Raw genomic sequence first — 21,660 nt, 5'->3', positions numbered from 1 at the left:
TTGAAACAGCGAGACTCTCCATGGCCGACGTCCAGACTGCCTCTCCCCTGCCCACCGAGCCCGGCGTACCGCGCAAACGTCGACTGTGGCGGCCGATGCTGATCATGCTCGCGTTAGTGCTGGTGATTGTCGCGATTATCGTCGCGGTGAAATTCGTGCAGATTTCCGCGCTGATCGCCCAGTCAAAGCAGCCCTTGCCCGCCGCCGTGGTCACCGCCATGCTCGTGCCCTATGCCGATTGGCAGCCCAGCGTGACGGCCGTGGGCTCGATGAAGGCCGTTCGCGGGGTCGACGTCACCACAGAAGTCGGCGGTATCGTGCGTACCCTCGGCTTCACGCCCGGGCAAGAGGTGGCGGCCCAGGCGCTCCTGGTCCAGCTGAATGCCGACTCCGACATCGCGCAACTCCACTCCCTTGAAGCGACTGCCGACCTGGCGGGTATCGTGCTCAAGCGCGACAAGGCGCAACTGGCGGTCAATGCGATATCCCAGGCCCAGGTCGACACCGACACAGCAGACCTGAAGGCCAAACTCGCCGCGGTAGAACAGCAACGCGCGCTGGTGGCGAAAAAGACCATTCGCGCGCCGTTTGCCGGGCGCATCGGGATCACCCGCGTCAACCCGGGCCAATACCTCAACCCAGGCGACAAAATTGCCACGCTGCAGACCTTCGATCCCATCTATATCGACTTTACGGTGCCACAGACCCAGCTCGAGGCCATTGCCATCGGCCAGGGGGTTTCGGTGACTGCCGACGGCCTCTCCAAGCAAACCTTTACGGGCCGGATCAGCACTGTCGACACCCAATTCGATTCGGCCACGCGCAACGTCACGGTCGAAGCCACCGTCGAGAACCCCAGGCAAAGCCTGGTACCCGGGATGTTTGCGCGTGCCGTGGTCAATTCGGGCGCGCCCCAGCGCTACCTCACCGTTCCACAGACCTCGGTGACCTACAACCCTTACGGCACCACGGTGTTCATCGCCACTTCGAGCAAAAACGACAAGGGTGAAGAGGTGCTCAGCGCGCAACAGACCTTCATCAAGACCGGCCCGGCCCGCGGCGATCAGGTGGCGATCGTGTCCGGTGTGAAGGAAGGCGATCTGTTGATCACCAGCGGCCAGATGAAGCTCAAGAATGGCTCGCCGGTGAAGGTCGACAACAGCGCCGCGCCGCTGAACGACCCCGCTCCGACTCCCCAAGAACATTAAAGGTGTCCCATGAAACTTACCGATACCTTTATCCACCGGCCGGTCTGGGCCGTGGTGGTCTCGCTGTTCATCCTGATCCTGGGGCTGCGCTCGATCTTCGAACTGCCGGTGAACCAGTGGCCGCGCACCGAAAACACCGTGGTCACCATCACCACCGCCTACTACGGTGCGGACGCGTCCACCGTGGCAGGCTTTATCACCCAGCCGCTGGAAGCCGCTATCGCTCAGGCCCAAGGCATTGACTACCTGTCCTCATCGAGCATTACCGGCGTCTCGACCATTACCGCCACCCTGCGGCTGAACTACGACGCGAGCAAAGCCCTCACCGAGATCAATACCCAGGTCAATTCGGTGAAGAACCAACTGCCCGCCCAGGCTCAGGAGCCGGTGCTGACGGTGGCCGTCGGGCAAACCACGGACGCCATGTACCTGGGGTTCTACAGCGACACGCTGCCCACCAACAACATCACGGACTACCTGGTGCGAGTGGTCAAACCCAAGCTCGATTCGATCCAGGGTGTGCAAACCGCAGAGATTCTCGGCGGTCGCCAGTTCGCCCTGCGCGCCTGGCTCGACCCGGACAAACTGGCGGCGCATAACGTCACCGCGCAGGACGTGTCCACCGCCCTGGCCAACAACAACTACTTGTCTGCGGTGGGCTCGACCCGTGGGCAATCGGTGACGATCGACCTGACGGCCGGCACCGATTTGCACACGGTGGATGAGTTCAAGCGCCTGGTCATCAAGCACAACGGCGATGCGCTGGTGTACCTGGAGGATGTGGCCACCGTGACGCTTGGCGCCGAAAGTTACGACAGCAGCGTGGCATTCTCCGGCAAGCGCTCGGTATTCATCGGCATCAAAGCGGCGCCCACGGCGAACATCCTGACGGTCGCCGACAGCGTGCGCGAGGCTTTCCCCGAGCTGCAATCGCAATTGCCCAGCGGGGTGCGCGGCGAGATCGTGTATGACTCCACCGAGTTCATCAACACGTCGATTTATGAGGTGGTAAAGACCCTGGTCGAAGCCATGATCATCGTCTCGGTGGTCATCTACCTGTTCCTCGGTTCGTTCCGCGCGGTGATCGTACCGCTGGTGGCGATTCCGCTGTCGCTGGTCGGCACGTTCTTCGTCATGTACCTGCTGGGTTACTCCATCAACTTGCTGACGCTGCTTGCCCTGGTGCTGGCGATCGGGCTGGTGGTGGACGACGCGATTATTGTGGTGGAAAACGTCGATCGCCATATCAAGGAGGAAGGTAAAGGCGTGTTGGAAGCCGCGCTGATCGCGGCGCGCGAACTGGGCGGGCCGATCATTGCGATGACCGTGGTGTTGGTGGCTGCGTATGTGCCTATCGGGCTGCGCAGCGGCCTCACTGGCGCCCTGTTCAAGGAGTTCTGTTTCTCGCTGGCGGGCGCCGTGACCGTGTCGGCCGTGGTGGCGTTGACACTCTCGCCGATGATGACGTCCAGACTGTTCAAGCCCGGCCAGGAGGAAGGCCGTTTCGCCCGTCGCCTCGACCATTACTTTGACTGGCTTCGCAAGCGCTACCATCGCGTGCTGTCCGGCGGGCTGAACGTCTGGCCGGTGTTGGTGACCTTTGGCTTTATCTTGTTCCTGCTGGTCGCCGCCAGTGGCATGACCGCCAAGAGCGAACTGTCGCCCACCGAAGACCAGGGGTTGGTGTTCATGCAGATCAAAGGCCCGCCGACAGCCTCGCCCCAGCAGATGGAGCGCATTGCCGACCAGGCCTTCCAGATCGCCAACAAAGAACCCGAATATGCGCAGATGTTCCAACTGACCGGCCTGCCGGCACTCAACCAGGGCCTGGGCGGCGTGCTGCTCAAATCCTGGGCCGACCGTACGCGCTCCCAGGCCCAACTGATTCTGGACCTGCAGCAAAAATGGAACCAGGTACCGGGCGCCAGCATCGCGGCCTTCCCGTTGCCTTCCCTGCCGGGCGCCCAGGGGTTGCCGGTGCAGTTTGTGATCACGACCACCGACTCGGTGGAAAACCTCAACGAAGTCGCGCAAGCGGTCATGGCCGAGGCCCGCAAACAACAGTTGTTCTGGTTCGCCGACATGGACTTGAAACTGGACAAACCACAGGCCAGGCTGGTGGTCGACCGGGAGAAAATTGCCGCGTTGGGCATGACCCAGGCCGATGTGGGCGCGGCGTTGTCGGCCGCCTTGGGTGGCAACTACGTGAACTACTTTTCCACCGCCGGGCGCTCGTACAAAGTCATTCCCCAGGTGTTGCAGGTCAACCGTCTCAACCCCGAGCAGATTCTCGATTACTACATCCGCACGCCCACAGGCAGCATGATCCCGGCACGCACGGTGGCGCATATCGAGACCTCGACCCAGCCAGAATCGATCAACCACTTCCAGCAACTCAACTCGGCGACGCTGGGCGGCGTCAGCGGTGTGGCCCAGGGTGAACTGCTGGCGAAACTGAACACAATCCTCAACAACGTTGCGCCTTCCGGCTACACCTCGGACTTTGCCGGCGAGTCGCGGCAGTTCATGCAGGAGTCGGGTGGTTTCGTCGGCTTACTGATGTTTTCGATCCTGATCGTCTACCTGGCCCTGGCGTTCCAGTTCGAGAGTTTCCGCGACCCGGTGGTGATCCTGTTCTCCGTGCCACCGGCGCTCTTCGGTGCGCTGGCCTTCATCACCATGGGCTACGCCTCGATCAACGTGTACACCCAGGTTGGCCTGGTGACGCTGTTGGGGTTGATCACCAAGCACGGGATTCTGATCGTGCAGTTCGCCAATGAGTTGCAGCGCGCCGGCCACAGTAAGCGTGAGGCGATTGAAGAAGCGGCCGCCGTGCGCCTGCGCCCGATCCTGATGACCACGGCAGCGATGGTGCTGGGCGTGGTGCCCCTGGTGTGGGCTTCCGGCGCCGGGGCTGCGGGGCGCCATGACATGGGGCTGGTGATCTTCGCCGGCTTGTCGATCGGCACGCTGTTGACCCTGTTCATGGTGCCGGCGATGTACATGTTCATGGGGGCCACGCACGCTCACGACGCGGGGCAATCGCTGCAGGAGGCAGCGCCGGCGAACGCTCCGTGACTCTTCCGCAGGGCAAATGACACGTCTCGCGCAAACCGTGGAGGCGTGTCCGATTTTCCCGAATTTACGCCCCAAATTGGTGCCCCATGTTGGCGGCGCCTACCTCATGCTCAAACGTCATAATGCCCGGCCCGTCTGCATGGTAATCTCGCGCCACCATGAATAGACATTGATCGTCACTGAAGACGACAGAGCCAGGAAAGAACATGCCGAAAATCTCTCACTCAGCGTTGCGCCGCAACTTCCGTGAATTGCTTGCCAAGAAAATGTGCGTTGAAACCGCCTCGGTTTTCGACCCCATGTCCGCGCGTATCGCGGCCGACCTGGGGTTCGAGGTCGGTATCCTGGGTGGCTCGGTCGCTTCGTTGCAGGTACTCGCCGCCCCCGATTTTGCGCTGATCACCCTGAGTGAGTTCGTTGAACAGGCGACCCGTATCGGGCGCGTGGCGCAGTTGCCCTTTATCGCGGACGCCGACCACGGTTATGGCAACGCCCTGAACGTGATGCGCACCGTCGAGGAACTCGAGCGTGCCGGCGTCGCGGCGCTGACGATTGAAGACACCCTGCTGCCGGCGCAGTTCGGGCGCAAATCCACCGACCTGATCTCCATCGAAGAAGGCATCGGCAAGGTCAAGGCGGCGCTTGAGGCGCGTGTCGATCCGGAACTGTCGATCATCGCCCGCACCAACGCCGGTGTATTGCCGACCGCAGACGTTATCGAACGCACCAAGGCCTATGAAAAAGCCGGTGCCGATGGCATCTGCATGGTCGGTGTCAAAGACTTCGCCCACCTCGAGCAGATCGCGGCGAACCTCACGGTGCCGTTGATGCTGGTGACCTACGGCAATCCCCAGCTCAACGACAGCGAGCGCCTCGCCAGCCTGGGCGTGCGTGTCGTGGTGGCCGGCCATGGCGCCTACTTTGCGTCGATCAAGGCCACCTACGACAGCCTGCGCGCCCAGCGTAAGCTGACCCACAGCACCTCGAACCTGAGTGCCACCGAGCTGACGCATACCTACACGCTGCCGGAAAGCTATGTAGCGTGGGCTGAAAAATTCATGGATGTGAAAGAGTAACCGTCAGCGGCGCACACAGATTGCCTTCATTCATCGTTGGCGCTGCAATACCCTGCGTCTACGTTAAGCGGATATAAAAAATCCGCCGCAGAACCTGCGGCGGAAAACCAAAGGGTTTGTCGAAGCAGAGCGGCTAAGACCCTGACCACGCTACACCCGTAACCGATTAAATAATGTGAAGTTTAATTAATCGAGTTTAATCCCGCACAGGGCTGCGCGCCGCGAAAAATCTGCTGATAATCAAGCTCGACAAACACGTCGAACACAATAAAAACGGCACTGCGCTCACCTGAAATACCTGCCCATAAAACCTGTACACCTTTTCAATAAAGTGCGGTGTAACTGTGCGCGTTCATTATTCCGGGGAAATAAGAACATGATCAAAAAGTGGAGCCTGTTAACGCTGGCGATAGGTGTCAGTATCAGCCAAGTCAGCTTTGCCGAGTCCGTTACCGACCAGGCGGATTCCAAAGGGTTTATCGAAGGCAGCAGCCTCACCGGGCTGCTACGCAACTATTACTTTGACCGCGATCGCCAAAGCGGCAAGGCTGACAACCGCGACTGGACCCAGGGCGCGATGCTCAACTACGCCTCTGGCTTCACCCAGGGCACCATTGGTTTTGGTGTGGATGCCTATGCCTACGGCGCGATGAAGCTCGACGCTACGCACGCCGATGCAGGCACCGGTGACCTGCCGACCGACCGTCATGGCGACCCAGAAAACGGCTACGGTTCAGTGGGCGCAGCGGTGAAGCTCAAGGTCTCCAAGACCCAGCTGAAATTCGGTGACATGCAGCCTACCGCCCCCGTCTTCGCTACCGGCGGTACGCGTATTTTGCCGCAGACCGCCACCGGTTTTGACCTGACCAGCAGCGAGATCGCCGGGCTCGACCTGGAAGCCGGGCACTTCACCAGCACCAACAGCGGCATGACCAGCAACCATGACCACGATATCTACGCCACCTACGCCAACGTGGCGGCCAACAGTGCGAGCTTCGTCGGTGGCAAATACACCTTCACACCGTCGTTGAGCGCCACGCTGTATGCGGGTGAGTTGGAAGATATCTGGCGCCAGTACTACACCAACCTCAACTACGTCATTGCGCTGGGCAATGACCAGTCGTTGGCATTGGACGGCAACCTGTACCGTACCCTCGACACCGGCAGCGCCAAGGCCGGGGCGATCAACAACACGACCTACTCGGTTGCCGCGGCCTACTCGTTCCTGGCGGCCCACACCCTGACGCTGTCGTTCCAGAAAGTGCATGGCGACACACCGTTCGACTACATCGGCACGGGTAACAATGGCGCGGGCGAAGGCGGCGATTCGGTGCTGCTGGCCAACTCGATACAGTGGGGTGACTTCAACGGCCCGGGCGAGCAGTCGTGGGGTATCCGTTACGACCTGAATATGGCCAGCTTCGGCGTCCCCGGGCTGAGCTTCATGACCCGCTACGTCAACGGTTCGGACATCAATGGCACGCACACGCCGGCCAACAGTGCCTATGCCGGCGACTACGGCGCCGAGGGTGACCACCACGAGACCGATGTGGAGGCCAAATATGTACTGCAGAGCGGCCCGGCGAAAAACCTGTCGTTTCGCATACGTGACGCCATGGTTTCATCCAACGCCGATCAGGGCGATGGGAAGTTGAATGAACTGCGGGTGATCGTCGATTACCCGTTCACCCTACTGTAGCCGCTGAATGCACCGGCCAGCCAAGTGGCCGGACGGTACCCAGGCACTACCCGACCCAACCGACGGCTGTTTTAGGAATGACTTCGGACTCGTCCAGTTTCGAGGCAAACATGCTCACCGCGCGTACGGCGTCGCCGGTACTGGTACGGATCTGCAAAATTACCGAGCCGGCCTGGTCCGCCAGGTTGACGCCGCGCTGTGCGCCCTCTTGGGTCGCGTTCATGCTGGACACCGCATCGCGGGTTTCCGACAGGATCATGCCGATCATCTCGGCAATTTCCGCCGTGGAGCGGCTGGTCCGCCCCGCCAGTTGCCTGACTTCGTCGGCCACCACCGCAAAGCCACGGCCCTGGTCGCCCGCGCGGGCCGCCTCGATGGCGGCGTTGAGCGCCAACAGGTTGGTCTGGTCGGCGATACCGCGGATGGTATTGACGATTGCGGTGATTTGCTCGGAGCGATCGCCCAACTGCCCGACCAGCCGTGCCGAGGCACCGATATTATCGGCGATGCGGCGCATTTCAGCGGCGGTCTCTTGAATCACCTCGGTGCCATGCTCGGCAAAGCGCTCGGTCTCCGACGAAATATGATAGGCCCGTGAGGCGCCGCGTGAGTCTTCCTCGAATTTCTCCACGCGCTCGGTGATGTCGCTGGCGAACTTGACGATTTTGATCAGTTTGCCATCGCCGTCGTACACCGGGTTGTAGCTGGCCTCCAACCACACCACACGGCCATTTCTGCCGATACGCTTGAACTGTCCGGTAAAAAACTCTCCGTTGTTCAGCCGGCGCCAGAAGTCGCTGTATTCACTGCTGTTGACCAGTGCCGGCTCGCAGAACATGCGGTGGTGTTTGCCTTTGAGTTCCGGCAGTGAATACCCCATCACCTGCAGGAAGTTGTCATTGGCGTCGAGTACCACCCCGTTCAAATCGAACTCGATAGCCGCCATCGCCCGGTCCAGTGCAACCAGCCTGCTGCGGGTGGCGGCTTCCTGTTCGACTTTTTGCGTCACGTTCAGCGCGTACTTGACCACTTTCAGCACTTGGCCCTTTACATCCAGCACGGGGTTGTAACTGGCCTCCAACCAGACAGTGTTGCCGTGGGAGTCCACACGTTTGAAAGTACCCGAGACGAATTTACCGGCCCTCAGATCATTCCAGAACGCCGTGTACGCGGGACTGCCGGTCAATTCAGGCAGGCAAAAATCACGATGGGTCTTGCCGACCAATTGGTCTGCGCTGTATCCCATGGTCGCCTGGAACGCCTCATTGGCACGCAGCACTCTGCCGGTCAGGTCGAATTCGACCACTGCCATGGAGCGTTCGAGTGCGCTGAACAACCCTTTGTATTGCGCCACCTCGGCCGTCCTGGCCGCCAGTTCTGTTTTCAATGCTTTATTGAACATGACGTACCCTCACTCGAGCGCTGTTTCACTGGTGCTTGAGTGTAGTATCGGCAAAAAAATAGCGACTTGAGGCGCAGAAAATAATTATTAATTGACGCCAAGTATTTGCTCATTAATCCCATGGAAGTGACCTGTGCAGCGCCAGTGTTTAGACTGGCGCCCCCCTTCCTCGACCCGAGCACATCATGGCCAACCACGACCTGAACTTTACCCCCGATCCGGATGCCGATTCGATCTCCTCCGACGTCGTCGGCTTCAACGGCATCCTGGTTTCCACCCAGGTTCCGACCCGCGCCGACGGCAGCCTGGAACTGGGCGATATCACCCTGCAAAGCGAGTGCACCCTGCAAGCGCTGAAAGTCGCCCTGGAGAAGGCCGGCAGTTCCATGGACCGGGTGATGCACCTGACCATTTACCTGACGGATATGGCCGACCGCGCCGCGTTCAACGAGGTCTACAAACGCTTTTTCGCCAAGCCATGGCCGGTGCGTGCGGCCGTTGGCGTTGCCTCCCTGGCCGTAGAAGGCATGCGCGTCGAAGTCACCGCGATGGCCGCCAAGGCCTGAGCAGCCCCCCGATAAAGTACGCGGGATCCCAATGGGGGGCGCTTGCTCCCGATGACGGTGCATCAGTCGCAAATGAGCTGACTGACCAGCCGCTATCGGGAGCAAGCCCCCTCACTCGAGCTGTGCCGCGTGGGTGACATGCATTGTTAAAGGCCAGCAAGTCATATCCCTTTAATTTGCAGGACGTTTCCTAGACAATCCCACCGCCTTGCGCCTGCTCACTTCACTGGCTAGCCTTCGCTCCGTCGCTGCAGCCGCCACTCGCCAGGCACTGAGCAGTGATCAGTTTCAGATGGCCGGCGCCACTGAACACCTGATCGACAGCGCCAAAACCCTGGCCGACAGAGCGCTGGAGTGCTGCACGCCGCGTAACCCCCTGTGGGAGGGAGCAAACCCCTCCCACAGGGATTGTGGTTTACACACCAGCCCTATGGTAGGTGCCCGCCCGGCGTTTCACGGCTACAATGCGCGCCTCAACCGTGACAAGCCTGACTAAAAAAACTATGTCCTTGCCCAAGCATCACCTGGAATTGCTCAGCCCTGCCCGCGATGTCGCCATCGCGCGCGAGGCTATCCTGCATGGCGCCGATGCCATCTACATCGGCGGCCCAAGCTTCGGCGCGCGCCATAACGCCTGCAACGAAGTGAGCGATATCGCTCAACTGGTGGAATTCGCCCGGCGTTACCACGCCCGCGTGTTCACCACGATCAACACCATCCTGCATGACAACGAGCTGGAACCTGCGCGCAAACTGATCCATCAGTTGTACGACGCTGGCGTCGATGCCCTGATCGTGCAGGACCTGGGGGTGATGGAGCTGGATATTCCGCCCATCGAGCTGCACGCCAGCACCCAGACCGACATCCGCACCCTGGCCCGCGCCAAGTTTCTCGACCAGGCCGGTTTCTCCCAGTTGGTATTGGCCCGTGAGCTGAACCTGCAAGAGATCCGTGCAATCGCCGACGAAACCGATGCCGCCATCGAGTTCTTCATCCACGGCGCCCTGTGCGTGGCATTCTCCGGGCAGTGCAACATCTCCCACGCGCAGAATGGCCGCAGCGCCAACCGTGGCGACTGCTCCCAGGCGTGCCGCCTGCCCTACACGTTGAAGGACGATCAGGGCCGGGTCGTGGCCTTTGAAAAGCACCTGCTGTCGATGAAAGACAACAACCAGAGCGCCAACCTGCGTGCCCTGGTGGAGGCCGGGGTACGTTCGTTCAAGATCGAAGGCCGCTACAAAGACATGGGGTATGTGAAAAACATCACTGCCTACTACCGCCAGCGCCTCGACGACATTCTTGAAGACCGCCCGGACCTGGCGCGCGCGTCCAGTGGCCGGACCGCGCATTTCTTCCTGCCCGACCCGGAAAAAACCTTCCACCGTGGCAGCACCGATTACTTCGTCAGCGATCGCAAGATCGACATCGGTGCCTTCGACACCCCAACCTTCACCGGCCTGCCGGTCGGCGTGGTGGAAAAAGCCGGCAAGCGCGACCTGCAGGTCGTGACCCATGAGCCGCTGTCCAACGGTGACGGCCTCAATGTGCTGGTCAAACGCGAAGTGGTCGGTTTTCGCGCCAACATTGCCGAGCCTAAAGGCGAGTTCGAAGAGGACGGTGCCAAGCGCTACCGCTACCGCGTCGAACCGAATGAAATGCCGGCCGGTCTGCATCAACTGCGCCCCAACCACCCGCTGAACCGTAACCTGGACCATAACTGGCAACAGGCACTGCTCAAGACCTCGGCCGAGCGCCGTATCGGCCTGTCGTGGGTGGCACGCCTGCGTGAGGACCAACTGCAAGTCACCGCCACCAGCGAAGAAGGCCTCAGCGCCAGCGTCACCCTGCCCGGCCCGTTCGGCGTGGCCAACAAGCCGGAACAGGCACTGGAGACCTTGCGTGACCTGCTCGGCCAACTGGGCACCACCGAGTACCACGCCACCGACATCCAGCTGGATGCGCCGCAAGCGTTCTTCATCCCCAACTCGCAGCTCAAGGCATTGCGCCGCGAAGTGATCGAAGCGCTGACCGCCGCTCGCGTTGCCGCTCACCCACGCGGCGGGCGCAAGGCTGAAACCTCGCCGCCGCCGGTGTACCCGGAAGCGCACCTGTCGTTCCTGGCCAACGTCTACAACCAGAAAGCCCGTGATTTCTATCACCGTCACGGCGTAAAGCTGATCGACGCGGCTTTCGAAGCCCACGAAGAAATGGGCGAAGTGCCGGTGATGATCACCAAGCACTGCCTGCGCTTCTCGTTCAACCTGTGCCCTAAACAGGCCAAAGGTGTGACGGGCGTGAAGACCAAGGTAGCGCCGATGCAATTGATCCATGGCGATGAAGTGCTGACGCTGAAGTTCGATTGCAAGCCGTGCGAGATGCACGTGGTGGGCAAGATCAAGGGGCATATCCTCGGCCTGCCGCAGCCTGGCAGTGTGGTCGGTCACATCAGCCCGGATGACTTGCTCAAGACCATTCCGCGCGCACCGCACTGAGTCAAACCGGCGAGATGAACCCCCAGGCGTCGGAAGAAACCGACGCCTGGGGGTTCAGAGGCTTTCAACCAAAGTAGTTTGCAAACGTGTTGGGCCCTGCGTAGACAAAGTTCGACGTTGTCAGTTTTATTCCTTTTTGAAACTTCAACTCAACGAACGGGCTGCCTGCGGTGACAGGGCCTAGATTCGTCGGCACCTGGTCAGTGCTGAAGATCACCATGTAGTCACCTCGCCCTTCATAGCGTTTGTTACCCAGGAACAACAGGGTTTCGACATTCTCCCCATTGAATTGCTGGCCCGGAGGGTTAACGTACACTCCGCCTTTTGCCCCCGCGCGCGTGGTTTCACGCGAGGCATCGTTGATGCTCAACTGCCGGGTGATCGCTTCTGCGCCTTCCTTGCTGGTGTAGTGAATATAAACGGGCTGCCCGTTGTACGTGCCCGAATCCACCACCGATTGCCAATGTGGATGGTTCACCAACCGCTGATTCACTGCAGCGTTGCCGGGCGCCTTGAGCCGACCTTTCGAGCCTGCCTCCGATGCCTCCCCTTTCTTTGCGCCCGAGCGCTCACCGCCTTTAACCCCGCGCCTGGCCCAGACGCCTGTTTCGTCCGGCCTGGCGATGATGCCGCTGCTCACAAGCCGCGTCGGGTCTTTCGGGTCGGGTACCCGCAGCACATAGTGCACGTTGTCGCCGGCGTCAGGCTTGGCACCAGCAAAGTACCGGGCACCGTTGTACTCAATCTCGCGCATGCCCGAACCGGCCCTGGACAAAGGCGTGGCGTTGAACTTGAACTGGTTGATGCCCGTGGCTACAGACTTCGAGCTATTGGGTGCCCACTTCACCCCCTGCACACCGCCTTCCCATGCGACGCCTGCCGCGCCAGGGTTGAAGGTGTAACCGGCAAAGGTGCCCGAAGGTTTCAGGAATTTCGGAATGACCGGTTTAAGCAGGCGGATGCCACCCTCTACCAGACCGGCAGCAGCTTTTTCGACCGGCAGCACCATTAGAAGAATATCGATCCATATTTGCGCGAGCCCTTCTATCGGGCGCCCCGCAACAATGGCTTCGACCCCGTGCCAGAAAGGCACAAAGCCTTTAAGCACTTCGCGACGGTTTTCCCTTTGTTCCTTGAATACCTGATAGTTTGCCCTGTCCTTTTTCTCGGCCTCAGTCACGCGTTCCGGGTCCTCTTGTGCCCAGTGCAGCAAGTCCAGATCGCTCCTATAAAACAACTTCTCACCGACCACCGTTGATATCTGCCGGTTGCGCTCCTGAAAGAGTGCCTGCGGGCTGGAGGGGTGTGTCGCGCTTTGAACAGGCGGGGGAAATACCCCCAGGGGCTCCAGCGTGTAAAGCTGCGCGGAAAAAGGCGTGTTGTCCGGCTGCGCACCAGGCCCCTTGTCCACTTTGGCCTGGAACTGAGTGCCTTGAATATTTGGCTTTTCCCAGGCAGTGAACGTCTCGGAGTAATTACCGTCGGGCAGGCGTTTTTTGCCGATGACACTGTTGCCCTGGAATACACCGATACAGTCATCCCGTTTAACCACCGTCCCCTGTTCAGGGTAGACCTCATACACGGTGGTCTTGCCCTTATGGACGGCTTTAAGCAAGAACGTACGGCGCTCGAACTCGCCGTCCTTGCCCGGTGACTTCAGTGCATACACGCCGACTTCACCCTGGGCGATGGCAATCTGGTCCGGCACGGCCAGGGTCGAGAGCACGTGTTGGATGATCGTGGCGTAAGCGGCTTTCTTGGTCGCCAGATCGGATTTGAAGTCTTCACCGAACTGTTTGTCGTCGTACCGCGCCACCGGGTAGGTTGGGTTAGCCGGGTCGGCATGGCCTTTGATGGGGGACACCTGCTGCGTGCCGATGAAATAGTCCTTCCTCATCGGCATGGGTGTCGACAGGCTGCTCACGGCGCCCGCCATGACCTCCAGCTGTTTATCCAGTGCGGCAACGGCTTTTTGAATGTCCGCCTGAGAATATTCGGTTTTCTCCTCGAGGATTCCATTCGCCACGGCCCACTCCAACGCTGGCCCCACACGGGCAGCGGCGAGGAAAAGCGCCTGCTCGTGCGTCACGGCCGTGGCACTCATTTTCCCCGGCAACGCGATCAGTTCTTCCTGGGTCATCCGCTTCGACGAGCCCGGCTCGATGGCTTCGGCCAGATTGACGCCGTGCTGGAAATTCACCCAGCGGATGGAATTTTTGCCCAGCGTCGGCGGAGCCTGAGCCAACTCAGGCTTTACCGCTGGAGCAGAGTCGGCCGCGCGCACGTGACGGGTGTTGCTGGGGCCTGCTACCGCTTGAACATGCCCGGCCAGGTAGTCAGGGGTTGGAAAAGTTAACAGGGTGGTTTTCATCGTTGATCATCATGGTGAGGAATTTTCTCGAGGCTGCGTTAGAACCCGCAGCCTGGTATCCGCCACCCTGTGTGGTGCTTGCGTAGGAATCTGTTCCATCTCTTCGTGAGAGATAGGCCTACACATCACACCTTTTCATTCGAGCATGGGTTTTCCGGTGCCACCACCAGCCCCGCTGCAACCCCGCCGCAGCCATCAGAATCGCCGCCACCCCCAACCATTGCAGCCAGCCCAGGCGATGCCCGAACGCAATCCAGTCGACGAAAATCGCCGCAATCGGGTAAATGAACGAGAGCGCGCCGGTCATCGCCGTTGGCAGTTTCTGGATCGCGCCGTAAAGCAACACATACATCAAACCGGTATGCACCGCACCGAGGGTCGCCAATGCCGCCCACGCATTACCCGTTGTCGGCAGGCTGTTCCAGGGCACCAGCGGGGCCAGTAACACTGCGCCGGTGATGACCTGGATCAATGCCATCAAATGTGGCGGCACTTCCTTCAGCCGTTTGATGATCAGCGCTGCAACCGCGTATAAAAACGCCGCGCCCAAGGCCAGGGCAATGCCCGTCAAGTAATCACCGCCGCCGCTCTGTTGCTCGCCATGGGCGCTGACAATCGCCAGCATGCCGAGGAACGCCACACTCAACCATGCCAGTTTCTGCACGGTGATCCTTTCCCCGAGAAACACCGTCGCCAACATCACCAGAATGAACGGTTGTACGTTGTACACCGCCGTACTGATGGCGATGGAGGCGCGGGAATAGGATTCGAACAGCAGCAGCCAGTTGCCGACGATGGCCACGCCGCTGAGCATTGCCAGCCCGAGTTTGGCCCAGGTGAGCAAGTCCATGCGCAAATAGCCGAGTAATGCGCACACCAGCAACAGCGTCAGCCCACCTATCACGCAACGCCAGAACACCACTTCGATGACCGATACGCCGGACACCAGCACAAACCAGCCGATGGTGCCGGAAATCAGCATGGCGGCGACCATTTCCCATGGCCCGCGACGCAGGGATGTATCCATGATTGAGGCTCCTCAAGTGAGGCTCAATTATGGCAATCTGCTTGATGGCGGCTCCAGCGACTAAAAAAGGCGAAATACCCCATTCACCTTTACTTATTAGGCCAACCTCATGATTGACACCATCGACCAGCAACTGATCGCCGCCTTGATGGACGACTCGCGTCTGTCCCTCAAGGCCCTGGCGGGCATCACCGGCCTGTCATCGCCCAGCGTCGGCGAACGCCTGCGCCGCCTTGAAGAACGCGGCGTACTGACGCACTACACCGTCGACATCGACCCCAGGCACTTCGGCTACCTGCTGCAAGCCATCGTGCGTATCCGCCCGTTGCCCGGCAAATTGCAGGAAGTGGAGCGGCAGATCCAGGCCATTCCCGAGTTCACCGAGTGCGACAAGGTCACCGGTGATGACTGCTTTATCGCCCGTTTGCACGTACGCACCATGGAACAACTGGACACCCTGCTCGACCGGCTCAACGCCTATGCCGAAACCAACACGGCCATCGTCAAGAAAACGCCGGTCAAACGACGTTTGCCGCCTTTGGCTGATTGACGCTATGCAGCCCCTTGGCGGCCGCCAGCAACCCTTGGAACTTGCGATAACGCAGGCTCAACAGCGGCTGTCGCGTCAGGTCAGGCCAGTACCGCGCCTTGACCGGCATGCCGGTCTCCAACAGCTTGTCGCCCTGCCCTATCGCCAGGAACCCCAGCTTCGCCGCCCCAATACACGCGCTCAATTCGCTACCCTGCAGCGTGAAGACTTCCCGCTGCACAATATTGGCCAGCAGCTGTGCCCAATACTCGCTGCGTGCCCCGCCACCGACCAAGGCAAAGCGCTCGACCTGGGCGCCGGCCGATTGCACCGCGTGCAGTGCATCCAGCAAGCCGAAGCCCACACCTTCCATCACCGCGTAACCGAGCATGGCGGGTGTGCAGTCGTGACCCAGGCCCATAAAGCCGCCGCGCAGCAGCGGGTCGTTGTGGGGTGTGCGCTCACCCGCCAGGTACGGCAGAAACAGCGGCATATCCACGGGCACGGGCTGCTGGATCGGCCATTGCGCCTGGACCTGGTCCAGTAAGGCTTGCTCATCCGGCAGGCCCGTCAACCGCGTGACCCAGCGCAGGCAACTCGCCCCGGCCAGCATGGCGCCCATGGTGTACCAGCGATTGGGCAAGGCATGGCAAAAACTGTGCACCGCACTAGCCGGGTTGCCGGCTGCGTGATCCGTGATTGCGACAATGGCCGCGCTGGTGCCCAGGGTGATGAAACCGTCGCCGGCGTGGATTGCACCAATGCCCACGGCGGCTACCGGGTTGTCACCGCCGCCGCCGGCGATCACCACGTCAGGTGGCAGCCCCAGCTCGCTCGCCGTCGCCGCCGACAACCAGGCACTCGCGGCACCGCCTTCGACCAGTCTGGGCAACTGTTGCGGCGTCAGGCCCGTGGCTCGCACCATCGGGGTAAACCATTCACGCTGCGCCACGTCCAGCCATAGCGTGCCGGCCGCATCGGACATGTCACTGATACGCTCGCCACTCAAGCGCAATCGCAGGTAATCCTTGGGTGACAGCACACAATCAATCGCCGCGAATACCTCAGGCGCATGGCGTTGCAGCCACAGCAGCTTGGGGGCGGTCAGCCCGGCCATGGGCAGGCTGCCGGTCACTTCGGCAAAATCGCTGCCCAGTTGTTCGGCCTCGGCCACGGCCCGTGAGTCATCCCACAGGATCGCCGGGTACAACACGCGGTCGTCCTGCCCGAGCAAGACCGCGCCGTGCATCTGCCCCGACAGGCCGATACAGGCCACGCGGGCATAGGCTTCATGGGCACGCAACTGCTCAAGCGCCTGCACGCAGGCCTGCCACCACGCTTGCGGCGCCTGTTCGGACCAGCCGCTGTGACGCCGCGACACGCTCAAGCGCGCGCCGGCGTGGGCCAGCACGACGCCATCGGCGTCCATCAGGATCGCCTTGAGTTCCGAGGTGCCGAGGTCTATGCCGAGGGAAACAGGATTGCTCATACGGGGGTTATTCCAATCCAATACAGCCACATGAATGACGAAGTTGCAGGGTGGGCGCCATCCGCACGCTCTGGGTCGGTGCGTCGGGCGCAGCCATGCGTTGCAGCAGCAGGTCGACCGCACGTGCGCCCAGCGCCTGCACCGGCTGGGCGATCAAGGTCAGGCGCGGCACAAAAAAATCCGCCCAGTCAAAATCGTCGAAACCTACCAGGGCCATCTGCCCCGGCACCTCAATCTGCGCGTCACGCAACGCATGCATGGCGCCCAGGGTCATCAAGTTATTACCGGCCATGATCGCTGTGGGCGGCGCCGCCAAACCCAGTAACTGCGCCGTGGCCCTGCGCGCCGGCTCCGTGTTGGAGCCGCCATTGACCAGCAATTGCGGATCAAACGCCAGCCCTGCCGCGTGCAATGCGGCGCGATAACCCGCCACCCGTTCATCCGTGGTGCTGAAGCCCTCGCGCCCGGCGATGAAGCCGATGCGGCGGTGGCCATGGGCGATCAGGTGTTCAATGAGGGCCTGGGTCGGTTGGGCGTTCTCCACCCCGACCTGGTCAAACTGCGTGCTCATCATGCGGTCCACCAGCACCGTGGGAATCTGGTTGGCGCGCAGATAGTCCAGCGCCTTGGAGCCGTTCGAGGGCGCCAGCACCATCCCGTCAACCCGCCGATGATGCAGCGCCGTGACCACGCGCAGCTCCTGCTCCGGGTCATCGTGGGTGTCGACAAACAACATCATGTAACCGTGCTTGGCACACTCGGTTTCAATGGCGTGCACGGTTTCGCTGAAATAGTGGTTGGACAGCGCCGAGATCGCCACGCCAATCGTGCTGGTGCTGGAGCGGGCCAGGGAACGCGCCAGGGTGTTGGGGATATAACCCAACTCCTGAATGGCGCGCTGTACCGCCTGCACCGTGCTCGGGTTGACTTTGCGCGTACCGTTCAATACGTGGGAGACGGTCGAGGTCGACACCCCCGCCCGGCTTGCCACGTCATCCATGGTGACCACGACGCTGCCCCTTCTCAGTCGATCAATGTTTGCTCGACCAGCCGCTGTACGTACTGATGTTGTCGCGGGTGATCAGTTTCGGCGTGAGCAGGGTCACCGCTTCGGCCGGGGCCTTGTCATTGAGAATGTCGTTGCCCACATTCACCGCGGTCTGGGCCATGGCCCACGGGTCCTGGCTGGCGGACGCCTGGATCTGGGTATCGCTCTTCAACGCGTTCTCGATATCCGGCGCACCGTCCACCGAAGTGATGATGATGCCGCTGCGTTTCAGTTGCTTGGCCGCCAGGTCGCTGCCGATGGCCTGCGGGTCGTTGATCGCGAACAACCCGTCGATTTTCGGGAAGCGCGTCAGGTAACCCTGCATCACGTTCAAGCCGCCTTCGCGCGAGCCTTTACCGTCCTGATCATCCGAGAGCACCTTGATACCCGGCGCGGAGGCCAACGCCGCCTTGCAGCCTTTGACACGGTCGGTCACGGCGGTGACCTGCGGGCCATTCTGGATAATGACGTTGCCCTGGCCCGAAAGCTTGTCGACCAGGAACTGGCAGGCCAGCTTGCCGGCTTCGACATTGTCGGTCTGCACGGTCGCATTCACGCCCTTGGCGTCCACATCCACCGCCACCACCACAATCCCGGCGTCACGGGCTTTCTTGATCGCCGACGCCATGGCCGATGGGTCGACGGCGTTGAGCAGGATCAAGTCGACCTTGGACGAAATGAAATTATCGATCTGGGAAAATTGCTTGCTCAGGTCATAGTCGGCCGACACCGAGGTGACCTTGACGCTGGGATTGATCGCCTTGGCCTGGGCCGTGGCCCCGTCGGCCAGGGTCACGAAATACGGGTTGCCCAATGAGCCCATGCTGATGCCGAGGGCTTTGAGCTCGCGGGCTTCGACGGCTTGGGACATCAGGGCAGCCAAGGCAATGACGGGAAACACTCGTTTGAAGTTCATGCCGGTCTCTCTTGTGATTGTTGTGTGAGTGAAATCAGGTCCGCGCACCGGACTGGCGATAACGATCGAGCGCCACCGCGCCGATGATCACAATCCCCTTGATGATGTACTGCCAGATGTCCGACACCCCCAGCAGCACCAGGCCGTTGGTGAGTACCGCGATGATCAGCGCGCCGATCAATGTGCCGCCGATGGTGCCGACGCCACCGGTGAAACTGGTGCCGCCGAGGATCACCGCGGCGATTGCATCCAGCTCGTAGGACTGGCCCAATTGCAGGCCGTTGGCGGCAAACAGGCGTGAAGCGCTCATCACCGCGCCTAGCCCGGCCAGTGCGCCGGACATTGCATAGACAAAGAGCAGCACCTTCCACACCTTGATTCCCGATAACCGAGCCGCCTCCGGGTTGCCGCCCACCGAGTAGATCTGCACGCCCATCACCGTGCGGCGCAGGATGAACCATGACAGCGCGACCACGGCCACGGCGATCACCACCAGCCACGGCACGCCGAGGATCGAGTCATTGCCGATAAACGCGAACGGCAAGTCGGGGTTGAACACGGTCTTGTCGTCCGCCAGCAAACGTGCCAGGCCACGCATAGCGGTGAGTGCACCGAGGGTGACGATAAACGGCGGCAGGCGCATGAAGGCAATCAGTCCGCCGTTGACCAGTCCGAGCAACAACCCGAAACCGATACCGGCGGCGATTCCGAACATGCCGAACTGCGGCGACATCGACGCCTGCAAGGCGACCACGGCGGATGCGGCGAGAATCGCACCGACCGACAAATCGATACCCGCCGTCAGAATCACAAAGGTCATGCCTGCCGCCAGCACCACATTGACCGAAGCCTGCTGGGTAATGATCGACAGGTTCTGCACGGTGAGGAAGTTCTCGCTGGCCAGGGCAAAGCCCACCAGCAGCAAGACCAGCACCGGCAACATGCCCACCGTGCGCATCAACTCACGCACGCGTTCGGTTTTATCCGTTGTTGTAACCGTCAATTCAGCCATGGGCAGCCACCTGATCGCCACCAGTGGCGAGGTCAATAATACGTTCCTGGGAAATGGCGTGGCCGGAAGCCCCGCCGACTTCGGCCACCAACTCGCCTTCGCGCATGATCAGCACGCGGTCGCAGGTGCCGATGATTTCCGGCAGCTCGCTGGAAATCACCACGATGCCCACCCCCGCCAGCGCCAGTTGATTGATGATGCGGTAGATCTCCGACTTGGAGCCGATGTCCACGCCCCGCGTTGGTTCGTCGAGGATCAGCACATGCGGCTTGACCTCCAGCAGCCGTGCCAGCAGCACCTTCTGCTGGTTGCCGCCGGACAACGCGCCGACATTAACCTTGCCCGACGCCACGCGAATCGACAGTGACTTGATCGCATCGGCAGAGCGCTGTGCTGCGCGGCCGCGATCAAGCACGCCACCGGCGCGGGCATCCGGTACGCAGGCGCAGACATTGATGTTGTCGGCCACGCTCATGTCGAGGAACAGCCCCTGGGCCTTGCGGTCTTCGGTGAGGTACACCACGCCGGCCCGAATGGCATCCGCCGGGGTGCGCAGTTGAGTCACGGTTTTGCCGACCACTTCAAGGCTGCCGCTGGTACGTGGGTCGGCACCGAAGATCAGCCGCGCAAGCTCCGTGCGTCCTGCCCCGACCAGCCCGGCAATGCCGAGTACTTCGCCGGCGTGCAAGTCAAAGCTGCAAGCGTGCACGCGCTTGCCATCCGCCATGTCGCGCACGCGCATCACCACATCGCCTGGGTTATAAGCGGCGTGTTCCTTCTTGTAGAAGCCCGAGAGGTCGCGGCCCACCATCATTTTTACCAGCACCTCGGCCGACAGCGCCTCGCGGGTCAATTCGCCGATGTATTGGCCGTCGCGCAGCACCGAGACCCGGTCCGACAGCTCATAGATTTCCGCCATGCGGTGGCTGATGTAGATGATCGCCAGGCCCTGGCTGCGCAGTTGTTTGATCAATGCGAACAGGCGGTCGGTCTCGCGGGACGACAACGGTGTGGTGGGTTCGTCCATCACCAGGATCCTGGCGTGGGCATGCAGCGCACGGGCGATTTCCACCAGTTGACGCTCGGCAATCGACAGGCTGCTCACGCGGGTGGAGGGTTTGAACTCGGCGCCCAGTCGTTGCAGCACCTCGACGCAGCCCGCCTGCATGCCCTTGCGGTCGATCGTCCAGCCACGCCGGCGTTCGCGACCCAGGTAGATGTTCTCGGCCACGCTCAGGTTCGGGCACAGGCTCAGTTCCTGGTAGATCACGGCGATGCCGAGGTTCTTGGCGGTGGCGGGGTCGAAGGAGGCGACGGGCTGGCCGTCGATGCGGATTTCACCGCCTGGATCGGCCTGGTAAGCGCCGGAAAGAATTTTCATCAGGGTCGACTTGCCGGCGCCGTTCTCACCCATCAGGGCATGAATTTCCCCGGGGTAGACCTTCAGGCCGACATTCTTGAGCACCCGCAAACCATTGAAGGTTTTGCTGATGCCCTGCATCTCAAGCAAGGGATCAAGGCTCATGGCTGAGCTCCTGGATTTATTATTTTTGTTGTTGAATAGCCCCGACTCTAGATCAGATACATTTCCTTACGCAAGCGCTTGCGTGTGCCGTTTATCGTTTGGTTAAACGTTTCATCAAGCGCAAAAAGTGCAATTTCTGCAATATTGAACGGCCAGAAGCCGCCCCTACGGGCCGGCAACCGTTCACAGTGCTGTCGGGTAATCACGCACCTTTGAACGTGG

General features: G+C 61.0%; 14 protein-coding genes and 2 pseudogenes. 7 read left to right on the top strand and 9 right to left on the bottom strand.

What is annotated here, in order from left to right; all coding sequences use genetic code 11:
• Positions 1-95 precede the first annotated feature (95 nt).
• From EXW71_RS00895 to EXW71_RS00880, 4 genes are all read left to right on the top strand, one after another.
• On the top strand, positions 96-1,208 hold the full coding sequence (locus EXW71_RS00895) for an efflux RND transporter periplasmic adaptor subunit (protein ID WP_177421581.1): 1,113 nt from the start codon (positions 96-98) through the stop codon (positions 1,206-1,208).
• A 9-nt stretch (positions 1,209-1,217) separates the two neighbouring features.
• Positions 1,218-4,286, top strand: a complete 3,069-nt coding sequence (locus tag EXW71_RS00890) for an efflux RND transporter permease subunit (protein WP_134657209.1) — start codon at positions 1,218-1,220, stop codon at positions 4,284-4,286.
• Between the two features lie 206 nt (positions 4,287-4,492).
• The gene (locus EXW71_RS00885; protein ID WP_134657208.1) at positions 4,493-5,362 is read left to right on the top strand and encodes an oxaloacetate decarboxylase; all 870 of its coding nucleotides are present in this window, start codon (positions 4,493-4,495) and stop codon (positions 5,360-5,362) included.
• Between the two features lie 376 nt (positions 5,363-5,738).
• Positions 5,739-7,061, top strand: coding sequence for an OprD family porin (locus tag EXW71_RS00880; RefSeq protein ID WP_134657207.1), 1,323 nt, complete (start codon positions 5,739-5,741; stop codon positions 7,059-7,061).
• 46 nt (positions 7,062-7,107) lie between these two features.
• On the opposite strand, the pseudogene EXW71_RS29285 reads toward EXW71_RS00880, so the two are convergent.
• Both EXW71_RS29285 and EXW71_RS29280 read right to left on the bottom strand, forming a co-directional pair.
• A pseudogene (locus EXW71_RS29285) lies at positions 7,108-7,581 on the bottom strand (methyl-accepting chemotaxis protein); the annotation flags it as partial.
• Positions 7,582-7,695: 114 nt separating this feature from the next.
• A pseudogene (locus tag EXW71_RS29280) lies at positions 7,696-8,463 on the bottom strand (PAS domain-containing protein); the annotation flags it as partial.
• Between the two features lie 185 nt (positions 8,464-8,648).
• On the opposite strand from EXW71_RS29280, the gene EXW71_RS00870 reads away from it, so the two are divergent.
• Together EXW71_RS00870 and EXW71_RS00855 are read left to right on the top strand one after the other, a co-directional pair.
• A complete protein-coding gene (locus EXW71_RS00870; RefSeq protein WP_134657205.1) occupies positions 8,649-9,029 on the top strand; it encodes a RidA family protein in 381 nt (126 codons plus the stop codon).
• 503 nt (positions 9,030-9,532) lie between these two features.
• Positions 9,533-11,521 carry a U32 family peptidase gene (locus tag EXW71_RS00855; RefSeq protein WP_134657204.1) on the top strand — a complete coding sequence of 663 codons (1,989 nt, stop codon included), beginning with the start codon at positions 9,533-9,535 and terminating at the stop codon, positions 11,519-11,521.
• A gap of 64 nt (positions 11,522-11,585) precedes the next feature.
• On the opposite strand, the gene EXW71_RS28905 is transcribed toward EXW71_RS00855, so the two are convergent.
• Positions 11,586-13,892 carry a hypothetical protein gene (locus EXW71_RS28905; RefSeq protein ID WP_256657062.1) on the bottom strand — a complete coding sequence of 769 codons (2,307 nt, stop codon included), beginning with the start codon at positions 13,890-13,892 and terminating at the stop codon, positions 11,586-11,588.
• A 118-nt stretch (positions 13,893-14,010) separates the two neighbouring features.
• The gene (locus EXW71_RS00845; RefSeq protein WP_134657203.1) at positions 14,011-14,919 is read right to left on the bottom strand and encodes a DMT family transporter; all 909 of its coding nucleotides are present in this window, start codon (positions 14,917-14,919) and stop codon (positions 14,011-14,013) included.
• A gap of 109 nt (positions 14,920-15,028) precedes the next feature.
• On the opposite strand from EXW71_RS00845, the gene EXW71_RS00840 reads away from it, so the two are divergent.
• On the top strand, positions 15,029-15,469 hold the full coding sequence (locus tag EXW71_RS00840; RefSeq protein WP_123718284.1) for an Lrp/AsnC family transcriptional regulator: 441 nt from the start codon (positions 15,029-15,031) through the stop codon (positions 15,467-15,469).
• Here EXW71_RS00840 and xylB read toward each other — a convergent pair.
• From xylB to EXW71_RS00815, 5 genes are read right to left on the bottom strand one after another with little or no spacing between them, the layout of a single operon-like run.
• On the bottom strand, positions 15,438-16,937 hold the full coding sequence (xylB, locus tag EXW71_RS00835; RefSeq protein ID WP_134657202.1) for a xylulokinase: 1,500 nt from the start codon (positions 16,935-16,937) through the stop codon (positions 15,438-15,440). The two genes, EXW71_RS00840 and xylB, sit on opposite strands and share 32 nt — an antisense overlap.
• Positions 16,938-16,944: 7 nt before the next feature.
• Entirely contained in the window at positions 16,945-17,946 is a 1,002-nt protein-coding gene (locus EXW71_RS00830; RefSeq protein ID WP_134657201.1) for a LacI family DNA-binding transcriptional regulator, read from the bottom strand.
• 22 nt (positions 17,947-17,968) lie between these two features.
• On the bottom strand, positions 17,969-18,901 hold the full coding sequence (locus EXW71_RS00825; protein ID WP_123718281.1) for an ABC transporter substrate-binding protein: 933 nt from the start codon (positions 18,899-18,901) through the stop codon (positions 17,969-17,971).
• Positions 18,902-18,935: 34 nt separating this feature from the next.
• Positions 18,936-19,913 carry a ribose ABC transporter permease gene (locus EXW71_RS00820; protein WP_134657200.1) on the bottom strand — a complete coding sequence of 326 codons (978 nt, stop codon included), beginning with the start codon at positions 19,911-19,913 and terminating at the stop codon, positions 18,936-18,938.
• Positions 19,906-21,438, bottom strand: a complete 1,533-nt coding sequence (locus EXW71_RS00815) for a sugar ABC transporter ATP-binding protein (RefSeq protein ID WP_134657199.1) — start codon at positions 21,436-21,438, stop codon at positions 19,906-19,908. Before EXW71_RS00815 ends, EXW71_RS00820 begins: the two co-directional genes overlap by 8 nt.
• Positions 21,439-21,660: the final 222 nt, after the last annotated feature.

The organism is Pseudomonas sp. BCA17 (genome assembly GCF_004519405.1).
GTDB lineage: Bacteria > Pseudomonadota > Gammaproteobacteria > Pseudomonadales > Pseudomonadaceae > Aquipseudomonas.
Note: the sequence above shows the minus strand (reverse complement) of the source record. Positions and strands in the feature narration are given on the sequence as shown.